Genomic DNA, 21,920 nt, shown 5'->3' on the forward strand with positions numbered 1-21,920 from the left:
GAAAATTGAAAGTGGATATGCGGCTCGGCTGGATCCTGATGGCGACAGCGGCCGCTATATCCGCCTGCGGCACCGCGCAGGCGCCCGTCGCCACCGCCCGCAGCGGCCAGCAATGCTTCTATCCCTCTCAGATCGGCGGGTTCCAGCCGGCGGGGGATGATCGCGCGATCGTTCGCGTGGGTTTCCGGCAAGCGTGGGAACTCAGCCTGTCACCCGGCTGTCCCAGCGTCGACTGGGCCACCAGCATCATCCTGCGCCCGCGCGGCGGCGAGCGCGTCTGCCCCGGCCGCCCGGTCGACATGCTGGTCCCGGAAGCGAGTGGACGGGACTATCGGCGTTGTCTGGTGAACGATGTGCGGCGGCTGTCATCGGAAGAAATGGCGCAGGCGTTCGGGACGACGAAGGAATAAGGCCAATTTTCCTCCCCTGCGCGCAGCGTCGGCGAGGAAAATGCGGTTAGAGCGTATAGGTTTTTCCTGCCTCGAGCCGAATGACGCCATCGATCGGCACGCGCTTTCCACCGCTCTTCAACCCAGTCACTGCCGATCCCGCCGGCAACACGATGCGATAGTCTACATCCCGCTCCGGCCGCAGCGTCAGCGCGCTCAGCCTGCCCGCATCCCAGCCAAGATCCACGACCAGCCCGCCACGCGCCCGCACGCCCTTCAGCGATCCCTTCGCCCACGCCGCGGGCAGCGCCGGCAGCAATCGCAGGCGGCCGCCATGGCTCTGCATCAGCATCTCGATGGTCGCTGCGGTGGCGCCGAGATTGCCGTCGATCTGGAAGATCGCGCTCTTACCCGCCGGGTGCGTGTCGAACAGATTTTCCGCGGTCGAATGCTGGAGCAGCTTGGTGAACATTGCCAGCGCACCATCGCCATCAGCCAGCCGCGCGTGAAAGATTGTCAGCCACGCCGCGCTCCAGCCGGTATGGCCACCACCATTGGCAAGCCGCCCGGCGATCACCTTGCGCGCCGCCGCGGCGAGATCGGGGGTCTCCAGTGGGTCGATCTCGATGCCGGGGTGCAGCCCGAACAGGTGCGAGATGTGCCGATGGCCGGGCTCTGCCTCGACCAACGGCTCGCTCCATTCGAGGATGCGACCGTCGGCCCCGATCTGCATCCGCTGGAGGCGAGCGATCGCCGCCTCGCAGCGCTGCGCCAAATCCCGTTCCGTGCCGAGGATGCGCGCGGCATCGGCGGTATAGCGCAGCACGGTGAACGCCATCGATTGCGCCATCGTGCAGCCCATATCGAGGAAGCCGGTCTCGCCTTCGGGCAGCACATAGCTGTTCTCGGGCGATCCGGCCGGGCCGGAGACGAGCTTGCCCGTGCGCGGATGCTCGACGAGATAATCGAGCGTGAATTCCGCGCAGGATTTGAGGAAGGGCAGGGCGCGGTCGCGCAGAAACGCCTTGTCGCCGGAGAAGAGATAATGCTCCCAATAATGCAGAGAGAGCCACGCCAGCCCCTCGGGCCACAGACCATATTGGATGCGCCCGTCGAGTGCGGTGTGGCCCCACGGGTTGGTCGTGTAATGCGCCACCGCACCGCGCGCGCCATAGGCGATCCGCGCGGTTTTTTCGCCGAATGGTTTCAGCCGCTCGGCATAGTCGAACAGGCTGGCATGCAACGCACCCAGACCGCAGGGCTCGGCGGGCCAGAAGTTCATCTGGATGTTGATGTTGATATGATAGTCGGCGCTCCACGGCGGCGAGAAGCCGTCCGCCCACAGCCCCTGCAGGTTGGGCGGCAGCGATCCGGGCCGTGCCGACGAGATCAGCAGATAGCGGCCGAAGTTGAAATGCGTCTCGATCAATGCCGCCTGCGCCGGACCCTTGGTGGCGGCGAGGCGCTGTGCGACGAGCGCCGGCGCGGGTTCGGTCGCCAGCTCCAGTTCGATCGCATCGAACAGCGCGCGATGATCGCGCTGCTGCGTGTCCAGCAGTTGCTGCCATGATCGAGCGCGGACGGCGTTCAGCGCGGCAAGGCTCTGCCCGGCGGGATCTGCTTGGATGAGGTCGGTCGCCGCGGTCAGCCGCAGGATCACCACCTTGGCATTGCTCACCTTGAACCCGGTTCCGGACGGCTCGGCCCGCCCGCCTTCGATCGCGCAGGCCAGCCGCGCGCAGAAGGCGGCGCCATAAGGCACCGGCTTGCCCGCGAGCGTGATGATGTCGCCATCGCGCGAAACGGTAGCGTCCTGACCGCGCGACAGCTCGATCTCCAGCGACAGCCCGTCCTTCGCGGTCGTCTCCAGCCGGATCAGCAGCGCCTTGTCCGGGAAGGAGGCGAGCACGGTGCGCGTGTAGCGGGCGCCGCCGATCGCATAGCTGGTGCGCGTCTGCGCCGTCGCCATGTCCAGCTCGCGCCGATAGTCGGTCGCCTGATCGCCATGCGCGAAGCGCAGGGTCAGGTCGCCCAGCATCTGGTAGCTGCCGTAATCCTCCTTCTTGAGCGGTGCCATCATCTGCGCCTGCGCCAGCGCATCGGCAGCGGCGCGGTCGCCTTCGAACAGCAGGCGGCGAACTTCGGGCAAGGCGGCGCGCGTCGTGGCCGGATTGTCCTCCACCGTGCGCCCGGCCCACAGTTCGATATGGTTCAACTGGATCCGCTCGGTGCCAATGCCGCCGAATACCATTGCGCCGAGCCGGCCATTGCCGACCGGCAGCGCCTCGAGCCATTTCGTGGCGGGCGCGTCGAACAACAGCGATTTGGTTGCCCCCGCAGTGCCGGCGCGGGTCGCGGCATGGGCGCTACGCGCGGCGAGCGTCGGCAACAGGCTGAGCGCCAGCATGCCGGTCAAGGTCTCTCGACGCGAAACGGAAGGCAGTGCGTCAGATGCCATCCGGCCCCCCCCTCCGATGCGACCGTGATTTTCACCAGTCACAACAATATTTATCTGATGAAAGCACTGACAGCTGCCGGCCTGCGCTGTCAAGGCGCAACTTGGTCCACGTCGTGGAGAGTGATCCCAATAGTTGCGCCGAACAAAAGCTGAGGTAAAAGTAAGGCCAATTGGACAGGCCGAATGTGGTCCGGAGCGTCGAAGATCGGATCAGGGAGAGCGGGGGGTGACGGTAAGGCACAGGTACATATGCGGTTTCCGGCTCGTGACGACGCTCGCCGCTCTGGCATTGCCAGTCATGCCGGCTCAGGCGCATGACGCCTCCACCCGCCGCCCGTCCGAACGCGAGACCTTCAACCTTAACGCCGGCTGGCTGCAGTTTACAGGCGACGCCGCCGGTGCCGAGCAGGCGGAGTTGGACGACAAGGGCTGGACCGGTGTCACCTTGCCCAATGCTTTCAACGAGAAGCAGGCGTTCGCGCGCGACATCAAGGAACTCTCCACCGGCATCACCTGGTATCGCAAGCACGTCACGCTGCCGAAACGCGCTGCGGGCGGCCGCGTCTTCCTCGAGTTCGAAGGCGTGCGACAGGCGGCGGAGGTGTGGGTCAATGGCCGCGCCGTCGCACTTTCCGAAAATGGCGTGACCGCTTTCGGGGCCGACATCGGCGACGCGCTGGTTGCCGGCGACAATGTCATCGCTGTCCGGGTCGACAATGACTGGCGCTACAAGGAACGCGCGACCGGCAGCGGCTTCCAGTGGAACGATCGCAACTTCAACGTCAATTATGGCGGCATCACCCGCAACGTGAAGCTGCACCTGACCGGGTCCGCCTATCAGACCTTGCCCCTGCTCAACGGTCTCGGCACCACTGGCCAATATGTCTGGGCGGACGCGTTCGACCTTACCCGCCATGCGGCGACGATCCATGGCGAAACCCAGGTCCGCAACGCCGGCGATCGGCCGCGCAGGCTGGGGCTGCGCGTGGAGATCTTCGATCGCACCGGCAAGCGCGTCGGTCGCGTCGATGGCGGCGCGGTGACGATCGCCGCGGGCGAGACGCGGATGCTCGCCGCCGAAACGCGGGCGGCGGGGCTCGATTTCTGGAGCTGGGGCTATGGCGCGCTTTACACCGTCACCACCAGCCTGATCGACGGCGGCAAGGCGATCGACAGCGTCGATACCGTCACCGGCTTCCGCCAGACCGCCTTCACCAATGGCATGATCCGGCTCAACGGCCGGGTCATGCAGGTCCATGGCTATGCCCAGCGCACCTCCAACGAATGGCCCGCGGTCGGCGTCTCGATCCCGCCCTGGATCAGCGACTTCTCCAACGCGCTGATGGTGGAAAGCGGCGGCAACATGGTGCGCTGGATGCACCTCGCGCCCTCGAAGCAGGATGTGGAGTCCGCCGATCGCGTCGGCCTGCCGCAGGCGATGCCGGCGGGCGATTCGGAGCGTGACGTCACCGGCCGCCGCTGGGACCAGCGCAAGGAGGTGATGGCGGCGTCGATCGTCTACCACCGCAACAACCCCTCGATCCTGTTCTACGAGAGCGGCAATGAGAGCATCAGCGAAGCGCACATGGCCGAGATGAAGGCCATCCGCGATCGCTATGACCCGCACGGCGGCCGCGCGATCGGATCGCGCGAGATGCTCGACAGCAAGATCGCCGAATATGGCGGCGAGATGCTCTACATCAACAAGAGCGGCGGCAAGCCGCTATGGGCGACCGAATATAGCCGCGACGAGGGCGCGCGCGCCTTTCAGGACGACTGGACGCCGCCCTTCCACAAGGATTCACCCAGCTACAACCGCAACCAGGACAGCCACGCGATCGAGGATGTCGAGCGCTGGTGGGATTATTACCGCATCCGCCCCGGCACCGGCCGGCGGGTGAGTTCGGGCGGGGTCAACATCATTTTCTCCGACAGCAACACCCATTATCGCGGCGACAATAATTACCGCCGCTCGGGTGAGGTGGATGCGGTGCGGCTGCCCAAGCAGGGCTTCTACGCGCATCAGGTGATGTGGAACGGCTGGGTCGATCCCGAGACGCCGGCCACGCACATCATCGGCCACTGGAACTACCCGGCCGGCACGCGCAAGCCGATCGCGGTGGTCTCGAACGGCGATGCGGTCGAACTGTTCCTCAACGGCCGCTCGCTGGGGAAGGGGGATAAGAGTCTCGGCTTCCTGTTCCGCTGGCCGGATGTGGCGTGGCATCCCGGCACGTTACGCGCGGTTTCGACGTCCGCCGACGGGCGAAAATCGGAACACCAGGTTGAGACCGTCGGCAAGCCCGTCGCGCTGCGCCTGAAGCCGCACACTTCCCCGCGCGGCTTCGTAATGGATGGCGCCGATATCGCGCTGGTCGATGTCGAGGTGGTCGACGATCGCGGCCGCCGCGTGCCGGCCGCGCAGGACCGCATCCGCTTCACCCTCGAAGGCCCCGCCGAATGGCGCGGCGGCATCGCACAGGGGGAGGGCAATCATATCCTCTCGCCCGACCTGCCGGTGGAGGCCGGCGTCAACCGCGTGCTGCTGCGCGCCGGCACCCGCGCCGGCAAGGTCCACCTCAAGGCGTCCGCACCCGGCCTCGCGCCCGCCGAACTGGTGCTCGATACGGTCGCGCCGCCGGCATTGGCCGGGGGCCTTTCGCGCGACTTCCCGGCGCGTGCCCAACCCGGCCTGCTGACCCGCGGCCCGACACCGGCGGGCGCCTCCTATCGCATCACCCGTTCGACGCTGCAGCCGGCGCAAGTCGTCGCCGGTTCCAACCCGGCCGAAGCCGGCGCCTCGATCGACGACAATGAACTGTCGCGCTGGACGAGCGACGGCAAGCCGGACACCGCCTGGGTCGAATATCGCTTCGCCGAACCGGTCACGCTCAGCGGCGTCGAATTGAAGCTGGTCGGCTGGCGGTCGCGCGCCTATCCGTTGCGGATCACGCTCGACGGGAGGACGGTGTGGGAAGGCGAAACGGCGCGCAGCCTGGGCTATGTCGAGCAGGCGTTCGCGCCGGCGCAGGGCCGGGTGCTGCGCATCCAGCAGACCGCGCCGACCGCCGATCGCGACGGGTTCGGCAAGGTCGTAGAGCTCAACAATGCCAAGGCGGCGGGCGATACCGGTGCCGACGAGATCCCGCCCGGCTGGCGGCTGGGCATCGTCGAGGCCGATTTCCACGGACCCGCGCCGCAACAGTAAGGAACAGCGCATGATCCGGATCCGCCTGCCGCTGCTGATCGGCGCAGCCCTGTTCGGCGTGGCGGCGACGGATGGGCCCGATATCTATCTGCTCGCCGGCCAGTCCAACATGTCCGGCCGCGGATCGATGGCGGAACTGACCGAGACCGAGCGCCGCCCCGATCCCGCGATCCGGCTCTACGGCAATGATGGCCGGCATCGCGTTGCGGCCGATCCCGTCGACGACGCCACCGGCCAGGTCGATCCGATCTCCGCCGACCGTGCGGCGGGGATCGGCCCCGGCCTGTTCTTCGCCCGCACGATGCGGCAGGCCAATGGCCGCCCCATCCTGCTGATCCCCTGCGCCAAGGGCGGCTCCTCGATCAAGCAATGGATCCCCGGCGGCGGGCGGGACACGCTCTACGGCTCCTGCCTCGCGCGCATCCGCGAAGTCGGCGGCAAATTGCGCGGCGTGCTCTGGTATCAGGGCGAAACGGATGCGCACGCGGTCGATACCGCGCAGCGCTGGTCGCCCAGCTTCACAGCGGTCGTCGCGCGGCTGCGCGCCGATCTGGCGCAGCCGCGCCTGCCGGTGGTCGCGGTGCAGCTTGCGGACAAGCCGCGGATCGAAGACGGCAAGGACAAGTTCCCCGGCTGGAGCGTCGTCCAGCAAGCGCAGGCGGCGCTGCCGGGCACGGTCAAATGCCTCGCCACGATCGAGGCCAGCGGCCAGCCGCTCCTGCCCGACGATCTCCATCTGACCACCGCGGCGCAGCGCGTCGTGGGGGCCCGGCTCGCGCAGGCGATGCGCGGGCTGATCGGCAAGGGCTGCCGCTGACGGCCTGATTTTCGGCGGGAAAGCCATGGCCCTCGCCCGCAATCGCGCGGGCGGCGCATCTGTGCGTGCGTCACGCGATTTTCTGAGGGGTGATCGCGCCAGCCGCGTATTTGATGCGGGGATGCACACGCAAGTCTGCGATTAAATCGTTGATTTAAAACAAAATAATGAATTGACCTGTATATACATTTGATGCTTTTTCGCGTCATTCAGACCAGGGTTTCGGGGGAAAATGATGAAGCTCGCACGCCTTCTGCTCACCGCCACCGCGTTTGCCGGCGCTGCGCCAGCCTATGCCCAGACCAGCGCGCCCGCGCCCGAGCCCGCGCAGGATGCAGCCGGCGGCGCCGCCGAGGCCGGCAGCGACATTCTGGTGACCGGCAGCCGCATCCGCCGGCAGGACATTGCCGGCGTCGGCCCCGCGACGGTCGTTTCGGCCGAGCAGATCGAGAGCACCGGCATCGTCAATATCGAGACGCTGCTGCAGCGCCTGCCGGCCAACGCCGGTTTCGCCGGCAACCAGACCTCCGCCTATTGGACGGGGAACGGCTATGGCACTGCGCAGGTCAATCTGCGCGGCCTCGGCATCAAGCGCACATTGGTGCTGCTCAACAACCGCCGGCTGGTCGCAGGCGGCACGGGGGCGAACTCCTCGCCCGATCTCAACATGATCCCGGTGGTCGCGCTGGCGCGGACCGATGTGCTGAAGGATGGCGCCTCGGCGGTCTATGGCGCCGATGCGATGGCGGGCGTGGTCAACCTGATCACCCGCACCGATTTCGACGGCATCGGCATCAGCGGCCGCACCGGCGTCACCGAGCGCGGCGATGGCGCGGACTATGTCGTGGATCTGCTGCTCGGCAAGCGTGGCAGCCGCGGCGGCATTCTCGTCGCGGCGACTTGGCAGAAGACCGATGGCGTCAACATGGCCTCGCGCGCACCCTGTTCGCTGGCGGAAACCACGCCGGGCGCGCTGAGCTGCGTCAACAGCGCCTCGACGATCGGCGGCCGTGCTGTGTTGCCCAACGGCCAGCAGATCAATTTCAACCAGGTGCCCGGTGGCGACGGCGATTTCTTCGAGCCCTACAGCGCCGCCAGGCATAACTTCAATTCCAACCCCTATCTCTATGCGGTCAGCCCGATCGAGCGGATCACCACCGCGGCGTTCGCCGACTATGAACTGACCGACGGCATCCAGGCGTTCGGAGAGTTCCTCTACACCCACCGCAAGACCAATCAGATCGCGACGCCCGGCACGCTGCGCAACCTCGCGATCTCGGCGGCGAACCCGACCAACCCGACCGGGCAGAACATCGTGCTCGTCCAGCGTCGTCTGGCCGAGCCGGGTCCGCGCGAATTCTACCAGCGCACCGATACTTGGCAGGGCACCGCCGGGCTGCGCGGCAAGCTCGCCAACGACTGGGCGTGGGAAGTGGCCGGCGCCTATGGCCGCAACACAGGCGTCGACGGCTCGACCAATGTCGCCAACCTCCAGAATGTCGCCAATTCGCTGGACTTGTCCAAATGCGGCACCAGCGCCATTCCGTGCGCCGATTATCTCGGCTTCGGGGATCTGACGCCGCAGGCGCTGGACTATATCCTGTTCACCTCGCGCGATACCGGCGGCAATTCGCTGCTGTCGCTGACCGCGGACCTCAACGGCGATCTGTTCCGGCTGCCCGCCGGCGCGGTCTCCTTCGCCGGCGGCATCACCTATCGCGAGGAAAAGGGCTGGCGGAATCCCGATCCGCTGACCGTGGCGGGCATCGCCAACACCAACCAGCAGTCGCCGATCTCGGGCAAGGTGAAGACCAAGGAAGCCTATCTCGAAATCTCGGTGCCGGTGCTGAAGGATCTGCCGCTGATCCGCGCGCTCACCGTCGACGGCGCGGTGCGCTATTCGGACTACAACCTGTTCGGCAGCGACTGGAACTACAAGTTCAGCGCGGACTGGATGGTCGTGGAGGGGCTGCGCATGCGCGGTACCTATGGCACCGGCTTCCGCGTGCCCAACGTGCCCGAGCTGTTCGGCGGCGTATCGGAAGGCAACCTCACCACCACCGATCCGTGCAGCCGCTACGGCACCAGCACCAACCCGACATTGGTCGCTAATTGCCGCGCCTCGGGCGTGCCCGCCAACTACACCCAGCTCGGCACCACCATCCTGACGACGGTGGGCGGCAACCAGAACCTGCGGCCTGAAACCTCGAAGAGCTGGACGATCGGCACCGTCATCCAGCCGAGCCGGATCGTGCCGGGCCTGTCGCTGACCGCCGACTGGTTCGACATCGACATCTCGGGCGCGATCCGAGCCATTCCGGGCTCGACCAAGCTGTCGGTCTGCTATGCCAGCGCCAATCTCTCGCACCCGTTCTGCGGCGATTTCACCCGCAGCCCGCTGACCGGGGAGGTCACCTATCTCTCCGCCCAGCCGATCAACACCGGCCGGGAACGGATGAACGGCCTCGATCTCGGGCTGGTCTACGCCCACAGCCTGGGCCGCCTGCAGCTTCAGGTCGATCTCAACGCCACCTATCTGAACGAGTATGTCGTCGATCCCTTCCCGGGCGGCGCGCCGATCATCTTCGACGGGCGCATCGGCGGCGGCAATGGTGGCTATCCCAAATGGCGCGGCTATGGCGTGATGACCGCGAGCCAGGATGGCGTCGCCGTCACCTGGTCCACCCAGTGGATCGGCAAGGCGCAGGATTTCAACGCCGCGCCCACCGCGATCGGCTATCGCACGCCGAATATCTTCTATCACAACGCCCAGGTGGCGTTCGAGGTGACCGAACAGACGCGCTTCCAGCTTGGCGTCGATAATCTGTTCGATAGGAAGGCGCCCTACATCCCAAGCTTCACCGACGGCAACACCGACACCATGACCTATGATCTCCTGCGCCGGCGCTTCTATGTCGGCTTCCGCACGGCGTTCTGAGGTGGCACGGGCGGCGATCCGCTGGCCGCTGGTGGTGCGACGCATCCACAAGTGGCTGGCGCTGTTCGTCGGCGTGCAGGTCGTGCTGTGGACGATCACCGGTTTCTACATGGTGGTCATCCATATCGACACGATCCACGGCGACCATCTGGTGAAGGCGGCGCCCCCCGCTACCATGGCGACCGCAGGGCTCACCCCGCCGGCGACGGTGGCGGCGAATGTGGAAGGGGCGACCGAGGTGTGGCTGCAGCAGCGCCTCGATCGGACGATCTGGCATGTGCACGCGCCCTCCGGCGTCGTCGCGTTCGACGCGGTGACCGGCGGACGGCTGCCCGAACTGACCGAGCCCGAGGTGAAGCGGATCGCGCGTCGGCTCTATGCGGGTGATGCGCCGATCGTCGCTGCCACGCGCCTCACCGAACCGGTGCAGGAAATGGGCAGGCGCAAGCCGCCCTACTGGCAGGTGGAGTTCGAAGGATGGACCCGTCCGACGCTCTATATCTCGCCGGTCACCGGTGATCTGCTCGCCAAGCGGCACCTGGGGTGGCGCGTGTTCGACTTCGCCTGGATGCTGCACATCATGGATTATGAGGCGCGGACCGACGTCAACAACCCGCTGCTGCGCGTCGCGACATGGAGCGCGTTCGCAATGGCGCTGAGCGGCGCATGGCTGCTCATCTGGTCCTTCCCGCGCCGCAAGAAAAAGAAGGTGGTGCGCTGATGGCGATCCGGTTCTCGCCCCTGCTGTTTCGCCGCATCCACAAATGGGTGGGGCTGGTGCTTGGGCTGCAGTTCGTGCTGTGGACGCTCAGCGGATCGATGATGGCCTTGCTCGACGCCGATGCGGTGGGCGGCCATGGCGGCGGCGCGATGCACGTGATGCCCATCGCCACGGATGGCCTCGTCGATCCTGCGAAGCTTACCGGCGGCCACCCGGTACAGGCACTGGCGCTGCGCGACCTTGCCGGTCAGCCGACCTACGAGATCAGCGACGCCGCCGGCACGCGGCTGGTGGATGCGACCACTGGCCAACCGGTGCGCATAGACCGCGCGCTGGCGGAAGCGGTCGCCGCGCACGGCGTCTCGGATCCGGTGGTCGGCGCCACCTTGCTCGACCGCGCCAATCTGGAAGCGCGCGACCATGACGGGCCGATGTGGCGCGTTGACTTCGGCGATGCCGCCCATTCCAGCGCCTATGTCTCCGCCACCACCGGCCGGCACCTGGTGACGCGCGGCGACACGTGGCGGACCTGGGACTTCTTCTGGATGCTGCACAACATGGATTATGTAAGCCGCAGCAGCTTCAACCACCCGCTGATCATCTTCGTGGCGTTCGGCGTGCTGTGGTTGTCGGGAACCGGCTTCTACCTGCTGTTCAAGAGCTTCCGGAAGGCCGACTTCCGCTGGGTGCTGGGACGGAAGAAGAGGGTCTGAACAGGCGGCGATGTCCTCCCCGAGCTTCGCTTGGGGAGGACATGGGGTGTTTCACACCCCCACCTCGAACGTCGCGCTCAGTTCATATCGGTCCGCCGGATGCGTCAGCACCGCGTAGGAGACCACCCGGCCCCCGCTCCATGTCCGCCGCGTCATCACCAGCACCGGATCGCCCAGGGTCATGCCCAGCAAGGTGCGGACCTCTTCCGCTGGCATGCGCGCGGCAACGCGGTGCTCCACCCGTTCCAGCGGGGCGATGCGGCTGAGATATTCGTTGGGTGTCGTCACGGTGAAATCGGCATCGACATAGTCTGGCGCGGCGGCGGCCAGCACCAGCCGTTCTTCCAGCTGCAACGGAAATTCGGCCTCGTGATGGACGATGACGCTGCGGAAGATCGGTGTGCCGGCCCGCGTGCCCAACAATGCGGCACTGGTGGCGTCGGCGCGCAGCGGCATGTTGCTCAACACGCGTGGCCGATAGGTGCGGCCGCGCGAACGGACCTCGTCGGCGATGTTGCGGATCTCGATCATATGGCCGATCGGCTTGGGATCGGCGACATAGGATCCGGATCCGGCGCGGCGTACGAGGATGCCGGCATCGCGCAGCTCGCGCAGCGCCCGGTTCGCGGTCATCCGGGAGACGCCGAACTGCGCCACGATCTCGGATTCCGAAGCCACGCGATCACCCGCCTTCAGCCGGCCGGACTTCAGCCCGTCGACAATCGAGCGCTTGATTTCCAGATAGCGGGGCGGGGCGGGTTCAGCATCGGCCATGCCCGGCTGTATAGACAATCGGGTGCGGACTGCCAGCACCCGCCGGCAGCCCGCTAAGACCTTATTTGATCGAGAAAATATGCTTGCCCGCGATGCGCTGCTTGTCTGCGCCGACCACGATATAATCCACCCGATAGGTGCCGACGGGGATCGGCTTCGCGCTGGTCAGCAACAGCGCCTTGCCGTCCTTGGAAACGCTGGCGGTGACGCCCGGCATCTTCATGTCGGGATGATTGGCCATGCCGGGCATGCCCGTCATCACCAGCGTCGCGGTCGACTGGCCCGGGGTCAGGCGCTCGCTGAAATTGAGCGTTACCGATGCGGTGCGCGCCACCGCCGCGTTCGCCGCGGGCGTCGCCGCGACCAGCCGGGGCTGGGCGATGGCGGCGGCGGGCGCCAGCGTAGCGGCCGCGAGCAGGGCGGCAGTGATCGGGGCGCGTAACGTCATTGGGGTCTCCTGCGAAAGCTGTATCGGCTATACGCATCGAATGGTGGCGCCCCTCGCCGATATTCGCTGAGGGGTGGCGCCCGTGCCCGCGTATGAGATGGGATGGACGGAAAGACGGACGATGGACACGGATATCGACCAGGCGCTGGCGCGCATCGGCGCGCAGGATACGCATCCGGACCTGAACGGGCTGGAGGATCGCGTGCTGGCGCGGATCGGCGCGCGGCCGAAGCCGGCGCTGGCGCTGGGCACCACATTGGGCGCGGCGATGTTCGCGCTGGCGCTTGGGGTGATGAGCAATACGGTGCCGACCGGGGAAGCGCGCGCGGCGACCTTGGCGCCATTCGGCGCGCCGAGCCCGCTCGCACCGTCCAGCCTGCTGCTCGGATCCCAATGAACGCGCGTCAGTTGGCGCTCACCGCGCTGATCGTGTTCGTGGCGGCGTTTGCCGGCGTGCTGATCGGCCGGCATTTCATCCCGGCTACGCCCGCCAAGACCTATGAGCTGCACGACGTGCTGCATGAGCAGCTCGCGCTCGACCCCGAACAGGATCGCAAGATCCACGCGCTGGAAGCGGGTTTCGCCGATCGGCGCCGGGCGTTGGAAGCGGCGATGCGCGCGGAGAATGTGCGTCTCGCGCAGGCGATCGCCGCGGAACATCGCATCGGCCCACAGGTCTCCGCAGCGGTCGATGCCTCGCACCGCACGATGGGCGATCTCCAGAAGGAAACCCTCGCGCACGTCTTCGCGATGCGCCGGCTTCTCCACCCCGACCAGACCGCGCGTTTCGACGCCGAGGTCACCAAGGCGCTTACCGAAGACGCGCGGTGAACTGCGGCCTCGCCGATCGGTCGGACGGGGAACTGGCCGTGCTCGCCTGTGGCGGGCAGAAGGCCGCGTTCGGCGCTTTGGTGATGCGCCATAAGCAGGCGCTGCACCGGCTGGTCGCCCGCCTGATCGACGATGAGGATGAAGCGGTGGATATCGTCCAGGAAGCCTTCATCGCCGCCCACGCTGCTCTGCCGCGCTTCGATCCGGCGCGGCCGATGCGCGCCTGGCTCGCCCGCATCGCAGTGAACAAGGCGCGCGACTGGCGGCGGCGGCGGATCGTGCGCCGCCTGATTTCGGCGGTGCTGCCCGATGACGCGATCGAGATTCCGGACGATGTGCCCGCGATCGACAATGCGGTTGGCGATCGCGCGGAACTGGCGCGGGTCAACACCGCGATCGGCCGCCTGCCCGGCAATCTGCGCGAAACCCTCGTGCTGCGCGCGATCGAAGGGCTCTCGCAGGCCGAAGCGGCAGAGGCACTCGGCGTCAGCGAGAAGACCGTCGAGACGCGGCTCTATCGCGCGCGCCAGCGGCTGAAGGCGGATCTCGACCGCGTCGATTTTCCGGCACGCGGGGCCAAGGGATGATCCCCACCGCCGCGTATCACGATCGACCCCTCTCTTTCCCAGGGACATGATGACCAATCCGATCGATCGCCGCGCGCTGTTGCGCGGCACCGTTGCGCTCGGCGGCACCGCCGCGCTCGCGCCCTGGTTTCCCGCCTGGGCGCAGCCCGTGTCTGCGGGCATCGTCCGCCCGCTGCCGGTCGTGTCCGGCACGGAGATCACATTGCGCATCGCGCACATGATGCGTCGGATCGACGGGCGCGAGAGCCATGGCATTGCCGTAAACGGCACGATCCCCGCGCCGCTGATCCGCCTGCGCGAAGGGCAGACGGTGCGGCTGCATGTGGAAAACGCGCTCGACGAGGACAGCTCGATCCACTGGCACGGCCTGCTGCTGCCGTTCCACATGGATGGCGTGCCCGGCCTCAGCTTCCCCGGCATCAAGCCGCGCTCCAGCTTCACCTACGAATTCCCGATCGTCCAGTCCGGCACCTACTGGTATCACAGCCATTCGGGGCTGCAGGAGCAGATGGGTCATTACGGCCCGATCGTGATCGACCCCGCGGGTGAGGATCCGATCCGGTCGGATCGCGAACATGTGATCGTGCTGTCCGATCACAGCCCGCTCCACCCGCACACCATCTTCCGCAAGCTCAAGCAGATGGGCGGCTATTTCAACTATCAGAAGCAGACGCTGTCCGGCCTGCTGGCGGGCAGGGACCAGTCGCAGAAGGAGCGGATGGAGTGGGGCGCGATGCGCATGGACCCCACCGACGTGTCGGACGTGACCGGCAGCACCTACACCTACCTCGTCAACGGCCACGGCCCGCAGGACAATTGGACGGCCCTGTTCACGCCCGGCGAACGCGTGCGGCTGCGGATGATCAATGCGTCGGCGATGACGACCTTCAACCTGCGCATCCCCGGTCTGAAGCTCACCATCGTTCAGTCGGACGGGCTGGCCGTGCGGCCGGTGACGGTCGACGAGCTGCAAATCGCGGTTGCCGAGACCTATGACATCATCGTCGAGCCTGCGGACGACCGTGCCTATACGCTGGTCGCCGAAACCGTCGACCGCTCCGGCATGGCGCGCGCCACCTTGGCGCCGCGCGCCGGGATGGCGGCAGCGGTTCCGCCGCTGCGTCGCCGCCCGATCGCCGACATGAAGGATATGGGCATGGGGGCGATGGGCCACGGCGGCGGCCACGGCGGCGATGGCGCCTGCGCACCCGAACATGCCGCGATGGGGCATTGCACGCCCGGCGGCGGCGCGATGTCGCATTCGATGCGCGATTTCTCCAATGCGCCGGAGGTGAAGAAGACGCCGACGGTCCAGACCGTATCGCCGATGCCGGTCGATCGCACCGGCGAACCGGGGCAGGGGCTCGACGGTGTCGGCCACAAGGTGCTGGTCTACAGCGATCTGGTCGCGGTCGATCGCAACCCTGATCCGCGCGCGCCCGATCGCGAGATGCGCATCCACCTTACCGGCAACATGGAACGCTATATGTGGGCGTTCGACGGGCAGAAACTGTCCGAGGTGAAGAAGCCGATCCCGTTCCTCAAGGATGAACGGGTGCGCGTGACGCTGGTCAACGACACGATGATGGGCCACCCCATCCATCTCCACGGGCATTTCTTCGAACTGGTCACCGGCCATGGCGATCATGCGCCGCGCAAGCACACCGTGCAGGTCCAGCCCGGCGGCACGGTGACCTTCGACGTGACCACCGATGCGGTGGGCGATTGGGCGTTCCACTGCCACCTGCTCTACCACATGCATGCCGGGATGATGCAGGTCGTGACCGTCCGGCCGCGCGAGGGAGACGCGGCATGAAGCGCCTCCTGCTCGCCGCCGGCGCGATGATCGCCTTCGCTGCCCCGGCGCATGCCCAGACGCCTTCCGCACCTGCACCGGCGACCGATCCGTCCTGCCCGCCGGAACATGCCGCGATGGGCCATTGCACGCCCAAGTCCGCCGAACCGGCGCCACCGCCACCGCCACCGCCACCGCCACCGGCGGCGATCGATCCGTCCTGCCCGCCCGAACATGCCGAGATGGGGCATTGCACCCCGAAGCCCGCCGCCGCACCGCCGCTGAAGCCGGCGGAGACGGACCCCGCCTGTCCGCCGGAACACGCCGCGATGGGGCATTGCACGCCGAAGCCGGCCGCGCCCGATGCGGGCACCGGCACCGCGCTGCCCGCGGGCAATGCGCCGGCGCCCGAGGCGCCCGTGGTGAACTATGCCGATCGCATCTGGGGGCAGGCGGCGATGACGCCGTCGCGCGATCTGCTGATGCGCGAACATGGCGGCGGCAGTTTCTCGATGGTCATGCTCGATCTTGCCGAACTGCAGGTGCGCAACGGGCGGGATGGCTATCGGTGGGAGGGTGAGGCCTGGTTCGGTGGCGACATCAACCGGCTGACGGTGAAGACCGAAGGCGAGGGCGGCTTCGGTGAGGGTGTGGGCGCCGCCGAGGTCCAGGTCCTCTACAGCCGCGCGATCGGCCCCTATTTCAACCTGCAGGCCGGCGTCCGCCAGGATATCCGCCCCACCCCCGCGCGCACCTATGCGACTTTTGGGTTCGAGGGGCTGGCGCCTTACTGGTTCGAACTGGAAGGCGCGCTGTTCCTCTCGAACAAGGGCGATCTGCTCGCCCGGCTTGAGGGCTATTATGACCAGCGCGTCACCCAGCGCCTGATCGTTCAGCCGCGCGCCGAGGTGAATGTCTCGGCGCAGGACGTACCGGAGAATGGGCTGGGTTCAGGCGTGACCGATGCCGAGCTCGGCCTGCGCCTGCGCTATGAGATCGTCCGCGAGTTCGCGCCCTATATCGGTGTGTCGTGGGAACGCAAGCTGGGCGACACCGCCCGCCTCGCCCGCGCCGCCGGGGAAGGGACCGGCGGTTTCGCCTTCGTGGCGGGCATCAGGGCCTGGTTCTAATCGTCCGCTGCCGCGCGCATGCTGTTGTCCGGCAGGTAGCGCTCGGCAGGGGCGGCAGTCGCTTCTGCGGGTGAGCCGCGGCGCCGGACATCCCCCAGAAACGAATCACCGGCATCAGCGGCGGCAAGAGGGGGATGTCTTCCCCTTGGAGCGCCCATGATGCTGACTTCCTTGCGCCCCTTCGCCGCCCTGCGAGAGGCAGACGCGCTGCTTGCGGCGCATGGCGTGGATGCGATCGCGATCGTCCACGAAGCGATGGTCGCGGCCGTTCGCGTCGGCGATCACCGCGCCGCCGACCGGCTCGATCGCATCCTCCAGCATGTCGAAACCGCGGTGGATACCATGGCCGTCCGCCATGCTACAGGGTGACGCGCGGATGAGAGGCCCCAGGATGAGCGAGGCAGTGAACGACGCGGTGGCGGATATCCTGATCGTCGATGACGATCCCGAAATCCGCGTGCTGCTGGCGAACAGCCTCAACAATCAGGGCTATCGCGTCCACACCGCCGCTGGCGCGCGCGAAATGGATCGCATCCTCGCGCAGGCGGGCATCGATCTCGTGCTGCTCGACGTCATGATGCCCGGTGAGGACGGGCTCTCGATCTGCCGTCGGTTGACGCAGGAGCAGGGGCCGGCGGTGATCATGCTGAGCGCGCTGGGGGATGAGCCGGACCGGATCCTCGGCCTCGAACTGGGCGCCGGCCATTATCTCAGCAAGCCGTGCAGCCCGCGCGAGATTCTGGCGCATGTCCGCGCGGCGCTCCGCCAGCGACGCAGCGCGGTCACGCAGGAACAGCATCGCGTGCTGGGCTTCGCCGGCTGGCGCATCGATCTCGCCAGCCATGAACTGACCGACCCCGACGGCGTCCTCGTCGACCTGACCGACGGCGAGTTCGCGGTGCTCCGCGCCTTCGTCGAACGGCCGCGCCGCGTGCTGACCCGCGAGGCGCTGCTCGAAGCCGCGCGCGGGCCTGACAGCGACGCATTCGATCGCGCGATCGACGTCCAGGTCAGCCGGCTGCGCCGCAAGCTCAAGGCGCAGAGCGACGAGATCATCCGCACCGTCCGTAACGAGGGATATCTGTTCTGCCCGCAGGTGCGCTCGGCATGACCTTGCGGCCGTGGCGCCGCGACGCCCCGCTGTTCCTGCGCATCTTCGCCTGGATGCTGGGCGGCGTCGCCGCCGTTCAGTTGCTCAGCATCCTCCTCGTCTTCCTGCTGCCGCCGCCCGAACCGCGCATCTTCACGCTCGATCAGGTGGCGGCGGTGCTGCGCAGCGGCCGCGATGCAAGCGGCGCGATGGTCGTGTCGATCAAGGCGCCGGAACCGGTGCCGCCCGAAGGGCTGACGCCGCGCCTTGCCGATATGCAGGCGCATCTCGCGCGCCGGCTGGGTGTGTCGGAGGAGCGCATCGTGCTGCGCCGCGATCGGCCGCGCATTCGGCTGATCCAGAATGGCCCGCCCGGCCCGATGCCGATGGTGTTCGAAGGTCCGCCGGGCGGCGGCCTCGGCGGCGATGTGCTGCACGCGCGCATCGGCCCGCATGATGCACGTGCCGAGCTGCTGTTCGGCGATTTCACCGCTTCGCTGCGCTTGCCGGATGGCAATTGGCGCTCGGCGCGCCCGGCGCGATCCGGCAGCGTCGATTTCTGGCGCTGGCGCGCCCTGATGTGGCTCGTCGCCGCTACCCTCGCGATGGCGCCGATCGCCTGGATCCTCTCGCGCCGGCTGGCGCGGCCGATCGCGCTATTCGCGCGCGCCGCCGACCGGCTGGGGCGCGATCCGCGTGCGCCGCCGCTGGAGGTGGAAGGTCCGCCCGAGATCGCCGGTGCTGCGGCCGCCTTCAACGAGATGCAGGCGCGGCTGCAGCGCTATGTCGACGATCGCTCGATGCTGACCGCGGCGATCGCGCATGATCTGCGCACGCCGCTGATGCGCCTTTCGCTGCGCCTCGAAGCCGCGCCCGAACCGCTGCGCGCCGCCACCGAGAACGACATTCGCGACATGGAGGCGATGATCGCGGCGGTTCTCGGCTTCATGCGCGATCTCTCCGCGCCGATCAGCCGCCAGCGGCTCGACCTGCGCTCGCTGGTCGAAAGCGTCACCGATGGTTTCGCGGACCGGGGCGATGCGGTGACGCTGATGCCCGGCGACGCACTGGTGATCGATGGCGATCGGCCAGGCCTGAAATCGGTGGTCGGCAACCTCGTCGGCAACGCCGTGGCCTATGCGGGTGGCGCCGAGGTCGAACTGGGGGCGGATCCGGCGGAGGCGTGGGTGCTGGTCAGTGATCGCGGTCCCGGCTTGCCGCCCGACATGCTCGAGCGCGTCTTCCAGCCTTTCTTTCGCATGGAGCAATCCCGCAACCGCGCGACCGGCGGGGCCGGCCTCGGCCTCGCCAGCGCACGTGCGGTGGCGCGCGCGCATGGCGGCGATGTCATCCTTTCCAACCGCGGCGGCGGCGGTCTGGTCGCGCGGCTGGCCTTGCCGCGCTGAACCGGTCGGTCCGGGGGCACATCGCAAAGGAAAGGGGGGCACGCACTGAAATGCGCACCCCCGCTCCCGCGACCCGTTCCGGGCTTATTCGCTGGCGCCGTCCGGCATCGGCGGTGGGGGAGGCGGCATATCCGGACCGCCGGGGCCGCCATGATGCAGGCGCATGATCATCTGCGGGCGCGGCGGTGGCGCGTGGCGCACGCGCTCCAGAGCCTCGAACAACTGCTTCTGCCGCGCGTCGAGCTGGCCGTAGAAGCTGCGCGCCGCGACGATGCCGGCGCGGCGGCGGCTGTCCTCGGCCGCGATCTGCTTTTCCATCGCGTCGAGCCGTTCGATGAACCCTGGCTCACCGGGACGCACCAGCCGGTCGACGGGTGGTTTCGCGGGCATCGGCGGGCCGAAGCCCGGGCCGGTGGCCAGATAGGTGTTCAGCGCCGGGCGCTGTGCCGGTTTCAGGTCGAGCAGCAGCGCGATATCGTCGGCGGCGCGCGCCTTCATCGTCGCGTCGTGTGCGGCATCGCGCTGCGGCGGGCCACCCGGCGACGGTGGCGATTGCGGCGGTTGCGCGACACCGATGCTGGCGGTCAGCGCAAGGCAAGCCGCCACGATCTTCTTCATCATTTCGTTCCCCTTTTGGCTTCATCCCGCGGCGGGTGGGCATTGTTTGCCGTCATCCGCTGCAGGCCGTTTCATGCACGGGCGATATTGCCCGCAGATGTCCCGCGCGCGGCGGGCGGCGTGGCGCCCAGCATGCCGGAGAACACCCAGCGGCGATCCTTGTACGTGCGGAAGATGTCGCACCCGCAATCCGCGCAGGTCGATCGCAGCACGTCGTCGGCAAGGTTGCGCTCAGGGGCGGGGCGGTGCCCGCCCAGATGGCATTTCGGTCTGCGATCGCGCTGCATCATCCGGTTCCTTTCGATGCGGACTTGGGATGCGGCGGGTGTGCGGCTGCTCTGTTGCTGCCGGATTTCAGGCGCGCGGTGGCGCCGGAAGGACCCGGCGGGATGATACGCACCCGCCGGGTCTGCCATATCGAGCAGGACACGGCGCGATCAGCATAGGGACGGATACGCAACGATCTGTGACCCGCAGCACAACCGCATCACAGGCGGGCGATCCGCAGGGCGGATGCTGGGAAACGCCCATTTTGGACCAAAGACCCGCTGCCCATCCGCCCCTGACATCCATAAATTTATGGATGCAGCATCGCAGAGGGGACAGTTCGTGCCGAAGCGTCGACCGCCCTTGTCGCTCGAGCCCAGCGGGATCTACGAAGCGCGTGCGCGTGAGCAGGAAGTATTGGCCGCGGCCACGCGGCTGCCGCATCTCAAGGACAAGTATCGGCAGGCCGCGCAGAGCTGGCTGGCGCTGGCGACCCGCGCGCGGGAGGTGGAGCAGCGCCGCGGCTGATCAGTCCGGCCGGTCCACCAATGGCGGCAACAAGGCGAGCAGCAGTACGCCCGATCCCGCGACGAGGAAGGCGCCGAGCGCCAGCGGCACCAGCCCGCCGGTGATGAACGGCGCGACTGCGGCGGTGCCGAGCGATGTGGTCAGCAGGATCGCCACCACCGCCAGCGCCGCGCCACGGGCATCGTCGCCGTGCGCCGCCACGATCGCGCGGTGGAACCCCGGCGGTCCGCGCAGGCCGAGCCCGACATTGACCGAGAGGAAGATCGCTGCGACCGCCAGCGGCGTCGCGCCGCCCGCCAGCGCATAGGTGAGCATCGCTGCGGTTCCCGCTGCCGACAGCGCCGTTCCCGCCATGATCGTCCGCTCGGCGCCGAAGCGCTGCGCGATATGGCCGGCGAGGTTGGAGATGATCGCGAATCCGGCGACGCCGCCGATCTGCATGATGATGAAGTCGGTGATGCTGCCGCCGAGCGTGGTGACGAACACCGTCGGCGCGCCGAACACGAAAATCAGCAGCCCGCCCAATGTGCAGGCATGGCTCAGCGCATAGCGCAGGAACACCCGATCGACGATCAGCCGGTGATAGCCGCCGGTGCCGCGCGCGACCGGTGGCGGCAGCGGCAGCCGCCGGCGCAGTTGCCACACGATGGCGGCGAGCAGCAGGCCGAGCAGCGCGAGCAGGTCGAACGAGGCCTGCCAGCCGCCGAGCCGCAGCAGCCACAGCCCAGCCACCGGCGCCAGCGCGGGCGCCATCGCTTCCACGCTGCCCAGCAGGCCGAGCGCGCGCACCGCGCCGCCATCGTCGAACAGCCGCCGCAGCAGCCCCGGCGCGAACACCGCCGCCGCGGCGCCCGTCGCGCCTTGCAATACGCGCAGCGCGATCAGCGCCTCGATCGCCTCGACCCACCGGCACAGCAGCGAAACCAGCGCGAACGCCAGCAACGATCCGGCGAGCAGCCGGCGCTGGTCGAACCGCGCGCCAAGCTCCCCGAACAGCATCAGCCCGCCCGCGGTTCCTGTGGTGTAGCTGGCCAGCACGAGCTGGGCGCTTGCCGCATCGCCGCCCAGCATCGTCGGCAGAGCAGGCACGGCGGGCAGCACGAGGTCGGTTCCGGCGAGACCGAGCACGGTCGCCGAAACGATCAGCAGTACGCTGCCGGCATGACGGGGCAAGGCGATGGCCATGGCGTTGCTTAGCCGCG

General features: G+C 67.8%; 21 protein-coding genes. 15 read left to right on the forward strand and 6 right to left on the reverse strand.

The genetic code is table 11. The features are described 5' to 3' along the window. The first annotated feature begins 17 nt into the window (after nucleotides 1-17). Nucleotides 18-410 (forward strand): DUF6491 family protein, encoded by a 393-nt coding sequence (locus FHS96_RS10160; protein ID WP_429590320.1) that lies wholly within the window; start codon nucleotides 18-20, stop codon nucleotides 408-410. A 46-nt stretch (nucleotides 411-456) separates the two neighbouring features. Here the strand turns inward: FHS96_RS10160 and FHS96_RS10165 are convergent, their stop codons facing one another. Next, complete coding sequence (locus FHS96_RS10165) at nucleotides 457-2,847, reverse strand: glycoside hydrolase family 95 protein (protein WP_429590323.1); 2,391 nt, start codon at nucleotides 2,845-2,847, stop codon at nucleotides 457-459. Nucleotides 2,848-3,145: 298 nt separating this feature from the next. On the opposite strand from FHS96_RS10165, the gene FHS96_RS10170 reads away from it, so the two are divergent. From FHS96_RS10170 to FHS96_RS10190, 5 genes are all read left to right on the forward strand, one after another. Then, nucleotides 3,146-6,055, forward strand: a complete 2,910-nt coding sequence (locus FHS96_RS10170; RefSeq protein WP_429590326.1) for a DUF4982 domain-containing protein — start codon at nucleotides 3,146-3,148, stop codon at nucleotides 6,053-6,055. A gap of 10 nt (nucleotides 6,056-6,065) precedes the next feature. Then, nucleotides 6,066-6,872, forward strand: a complete 807-nt coding sequence (locus FHS96_RS10175) for a sialate O-acetylesterase (protein WP_429590329.1) — start codon at nucleotides 6,066-6,068, stop codon at nucleotides 6,870-6,872. Nucleotides 6,873-7,107: 235 nt separating this feature from the next. Beyond that, the gene (locus FHS96_RS10180) at nucleotides 7,108-9,810 is read left to right on the forward strand and encodes a TonB-dependent receptor domain-containing protein (RefSeq protein WP_429590332.1); all 2,703 of its coding nucleotides are present in this window, start codon (nucleotides 7,108-7,110) and stop codon (nucleotides 9,808-9,810) included. A 1-nt stretch (nucleotide 9,811) separates the two neighbouring features. After that, on the forward strand, nucleotides 9,812-10,531 hold the full coding sequence (locus FHS96_RS10185) for a PepSY domain-containing protein (protein ID WP_429590335.1): 720 nt from the start codon (nucleotides 9,812-9,814) through the stop codon (nucleotides 10,529-10,531). Then, nucleotides 10,531-11,244 (forward strand): PepSY domain-containing protein, encoded by a 714-nt coding sequence (locus tag FHS96_RS10190; RefSeq protein WP_429590338.1) that lies wholly within the window; start codon nucleotides 10,531-10,533, stop codon nucleotides 11,242-11,244. The genes FHS96_RS10185 and FHS96_RS10190 overlap by 1 nt, the downstream gene beginning before the upstream one ends. Nucleotides 11,245-11,295: 51 nt before the next feature. Here the strand turns inward: FHS96_RS10190 and hutC are convergent, their stop codons facing one another. Both hutC and FHS96_RS10200 read right to left on the reverse strand, forming a co-directional pair. Further along, nucleotides 11,296-12,018, reverse strand: coding sequence for a histidine utilization transcriptional repressor HutC (gene hutC, locus FHS96_RS10195; protein WP_429590340.1), 723 nt, complete (start codon nucleotides 12,016-12,018; stop codon nucleotides 11,296-11,298). Between the two features lie 61 nt (nucleotides 12,019-12,079). Next, entirely contained in the window at nucleotides 12,080-12,466 is a 387-nt protein-coding gene (locus FHS96_RS10200) for a copper resistance protein CopC (RefSeq protein ID WP_429590343.1), read from the reverse strand. A 121-nt stretch (nucleotides 12,467-12,587) separates the two neighbouring features. Here FHS96_RS10200 and FHS96_RS10205 point away from each other — a divergent pair, with 121 nt between their 5' ends. From FHS96_RS10205 to FHS96_RS10240, 8 genes are all read left to right on the forward strand, one after another. Beyond that, entirely contained in the window at nucleotides 12,588-12,863 is a 276-nt protein-coding gene (locus FHS96_RS10205; RefSeq protein ID WP_429590346.1) for a hypothetical protein, read from the forward strand. Next, nucleotides 12,860-13,297, forward strand: coding sequence for a periplasmic heavy metal sensor (locus FHS96_RS10210; protein WP_429590348.1), 438 nt, complete (start codon nucleotides 12,860-12,862; stop codon nucleotides 13,295-13,297). The genes FHS96_RS10205 and FHS96_RS10210 overlap by 4 nt, the downstream gene beginning before the upstream one ends. Next, nucleotides 13,294-13,884 carry an RNA polymerase sigma factor gene (locus FHS96_RS10215; RefSeq protein WP_429590351.1) on the forward strand — a complete coding sequence of 197 codons (591 nt, stop codon included), beginning with the start codon at nucleotides 13,294-13,296 and terminating at the stop codon, nucleotides 13,882-13,884. Before FHS96_RS10210 ends, FHS96_RS10215 begins: the two co-directional genes overlap by 4 nt. Before the next feature lie 49 nt (nucleotides 13,885-13,933). Continuing rightward, the gene (locus FHS96_RS10220) at nucleotides 13,934-15,700 is read left to right on the forward strand and encodes a copper resistance system multicopper oxidase (RefSeq protein WP_429590354.1); all 1,767 of its coding nucleotides are present in this window, start codon (nucleotides 13,934-13,936) and stop codon (nucleotides 15,698-15,700) included. Next, nucleotides 15,697-16,809 (forward strand): copper resistance protein B, encoded by a 1,113-nt coding sequence (locus FHS96_RS10225; RefSeq protein WP_429590357.1) that lies wholly within the window; start codon nucleotides 15,697-15,699, stop codon nucleotides 16,807-16,809. Before FHS96_RS10220 ends, FHS96_RS10225 begins: the two co-directional genes overlap by 4 nt. 159 nt (nucleotides 16,810-16,968) lie before the next feature. Further along, on the forward strand, nucleotides 16,969-17,178 hold the full coding sequence (locus FHS96_RS10230) for a hypothetical protein (protein ID WP_429590360.1): 210 nt from the start codon (nucleotides 16,969-16,971) through the stop codon (nucleotides 17,176-17,178). A gap of 22 nt (nucleotides 17,179-17,200) precedes the next feature. Then, nucleotides 17,201-17,920: a response regulator gene (locus FHS96_RS10235; RefSeq protein WP_429590363.1), complete on the forward strand. Its 720-nt coding sequence runs from the start codon at nucleotides 17,201-17,203 to the stop codon at nucleotides 17,918-17,920. Then, on the forward strand, nucleotides 17,917-19,305 hold the full coding sequence (locus tag FHS96_RS10240; protein WP_429590366.1) for a sensor histidine kinase: 1,389 nt from the start codon (nucleotides 17,917-17,919) through the stop codon (nucleotides 19,303-19,305). Before FHS96_RS10235 ends, FHS96_RS10240 begins: the two co-directional genes overlap by 4 nt. An 84-nt stretch (nucleotides 19,306-19,389) precedes the next feature. On the opposite strand, the gene FHS96_RS10245 is transcribed toward FHS96_RS10240, so the two are convergent. Next, nucleotides 19,390-19,926: a Spy/CpxP family protein refolding chaperone gene (locus FHS96_RS10245; RefSeq protein WP_429590369.1), complete on the reverse strand. Its 537-nt coding sequence runs from the start codon at nucleotides 19,924-19,926 to the stop codon at nucleotides 19,390-19,392. Nucleotides 19,927-19,994: 68 nt separating this feature from the next. Beyond that, entirely contained in the window at nucleotides 19,995-20,210 is a 216-nt protein-coding gene (locus tag FHS96_RS10250; protein ID WP_429590372.1) for a hypothetical protein, read from the reverse strand. A 322-nt stretch (nucleotides 20,211-20,532) separates the two neighbouring features. Between FHS96_RS10250 and FHS96_RS10255 the strand changes: the two genes are divergently transcribed. After that, a complete protein-coding gene (locus FHS96_RS10255) occupies nucleotides 20,533-20,718 on the forward strand; it encodes a hypothetical protein (protein WP_429590375.1) in 186 nt (61 codons plus the stop codon). Here the strand turns inward: FHS96_RS10255 and FHS96_RS10260 are convergent, their stop codons facing one another. Further along, nucleotides 20,719-21,903, reverse strand: coding sequence for an MFS transporter (locus tag FHS96_RS10260; RefSeq protein WP_429590378.1), 1,185 nt, complete (start codon nucleotides 21,901-21,903; stop codon nucleotides 20,719-20,721). Nucleotides 21,904-21,920 lie beyond the last annotated feature (17 nt).

Source organism: Sphingomonas zeicaulis (assembly GCF_050433225.1).
GTDB classification, from domain to species: domain Bacteria; phylum Pseudomonadota; class Alphaproteobacteria; order Sphingomonadales; family Sphingomonadaceae; genus Sphingomonas_D; species Sphingomonas_D zeicaulis.

What these genes read in the sequence shown, in the direction of transcription:
- FHS96_RS10160 (WP_429590320.1), top strand. Translation starts at nt 18, where the DNA reads ATGCGGCTCGGCTGGATCCTGATGGCGACAGCGGCCGCTATATCCGCC.
- FHS96_RS10165 (WP_429590323.1), bottom strand. Translation starts at nt 2,847, where the DNA reads ATGGCATCTGACGCACTGCCTTCCGTTTCGCGTCGAGAGACCTTGACC.
- FHS96_RS10170 (WP_429590326.1), top strand. Translation starts at nt 3,146, where the DNA reads ATGCCGGCTCAGGCGCATGACGCCTCCACCCGCCGCCCGTCCGAACGC.
- FHS96_RS10175 (WP_429590329.1), top strand. Translation starts at nt 6,066, where the DNA reads ATGATCCGGATCCGCCTGCCGCTGCTGATCGGCGCAGCCCTGTTCGGC.
- FHS96_RS10180 (WP_429590332.1), top strand. Translation starts at nt 7,108, where the DNA reads ATGAAGCTCGCACGCCTTCTGCTCACCGCCACCGCGTTTGCCGGCGCT.
- FHS96_RS10190 (WP_429590338.1), top strand. Translation starts at nt 10,531, where the DNA reads ATGGCGATCCGGTTCTCGCCCCTGCTGTTTCGCCGCATCCACAAATGG.
- hutC (WP_429590340.1), bottom strand. Translation starts at nt 12,018, where the DNA reads ATGGCCGATGCTGAACCCGCCCCGCCCCGCTATCTGGAAATCAAGCGC.
- FHS96_RS10200 (WP_429590343.1), bottom strand. Translation starts at nt 12,466, where the DNA reads ATGACGTTACGCGCCCCGATCACTGCCGCCCTGCTCGCGGCCGCTACG.
- FHS96_RS10205 (WP_429590346.1), top strand. Translation starts at nt 12,588, where the DNA reads ATGGACACGGATATCGACCAGGCGCTGGCGCGCATCGGCGCGCAGGAT.
- FHS96_RS10210 (WP_429590348.1), top strand. Translation starts at nt 12,860, where the DNA reads ATGAACGCGCGTCAGTTGGCGCTCACCGCGCTGATCGTGTTCGTGGCG.
- FHS96_RS10220 (WP_429590354.1), top strand. Translation starts at nt 13,934, where the DNA reads ATGACCAATCCGATCGATCGCCGCGCGCTGTTGCGCGGCACCGTTGCG.
- FHS96_RS10225 (WP_429590357.1), top strand. Translation starts at nt 15,697, where the DNA reads ATGAAGCGCCTCCTGCTCGCCGCCGGCGCGATGATCGCCTTCGCTGCC.
- FHS96_RS10230 (WP_429590360.1), top strand. Translation starts at nt 16,969, where the DNA reads ATGCTGACTTCCTTGCGCCCCTTCGCCGCCCTGCGAGAGGCAGACGCG.
- FHS96_RS10235 (WP_429590363.1), top strand. Translation starts at nt 17,201, where the DNA reads ATGAGCGAGGCAGTGAACGACGCGGTGGCGGATATCCTGATCGTCGAT.
- FHS96_RS10240 (WP_429590366.1), top strand. Translation starts at nt 17,917, where the DNA reads ATGACCTTGCGGCCGTGGCGCCGCGACGCCCCGCTGTTCCTGCGCATC.
- FHS96_RS10245 (WP_429590369.1), bottom strand. Translation starts at nt 19,926, where the DNA reads ATGATGAAGAAGATCGTGGCGGCTTGCCTTGCGCTGACCGCCAGCATC.
- FHS96_RS10250 (WP_429590372.1), bottom strand. Translation starts at nt 20,210, where the DNA reads ATGCAGCGCGATCGCAGACCGAAATGCCATCTGGGCGGGCACCGCCCC.
- FHS96_RS10260 (WP_429590378.1), bottom strand. Translation starts at nt 21,903, where the DNA reads ATGGCCATCGCCTTGCCCCGTCATGCCGGCAGCGTACTGCTGATCGTT.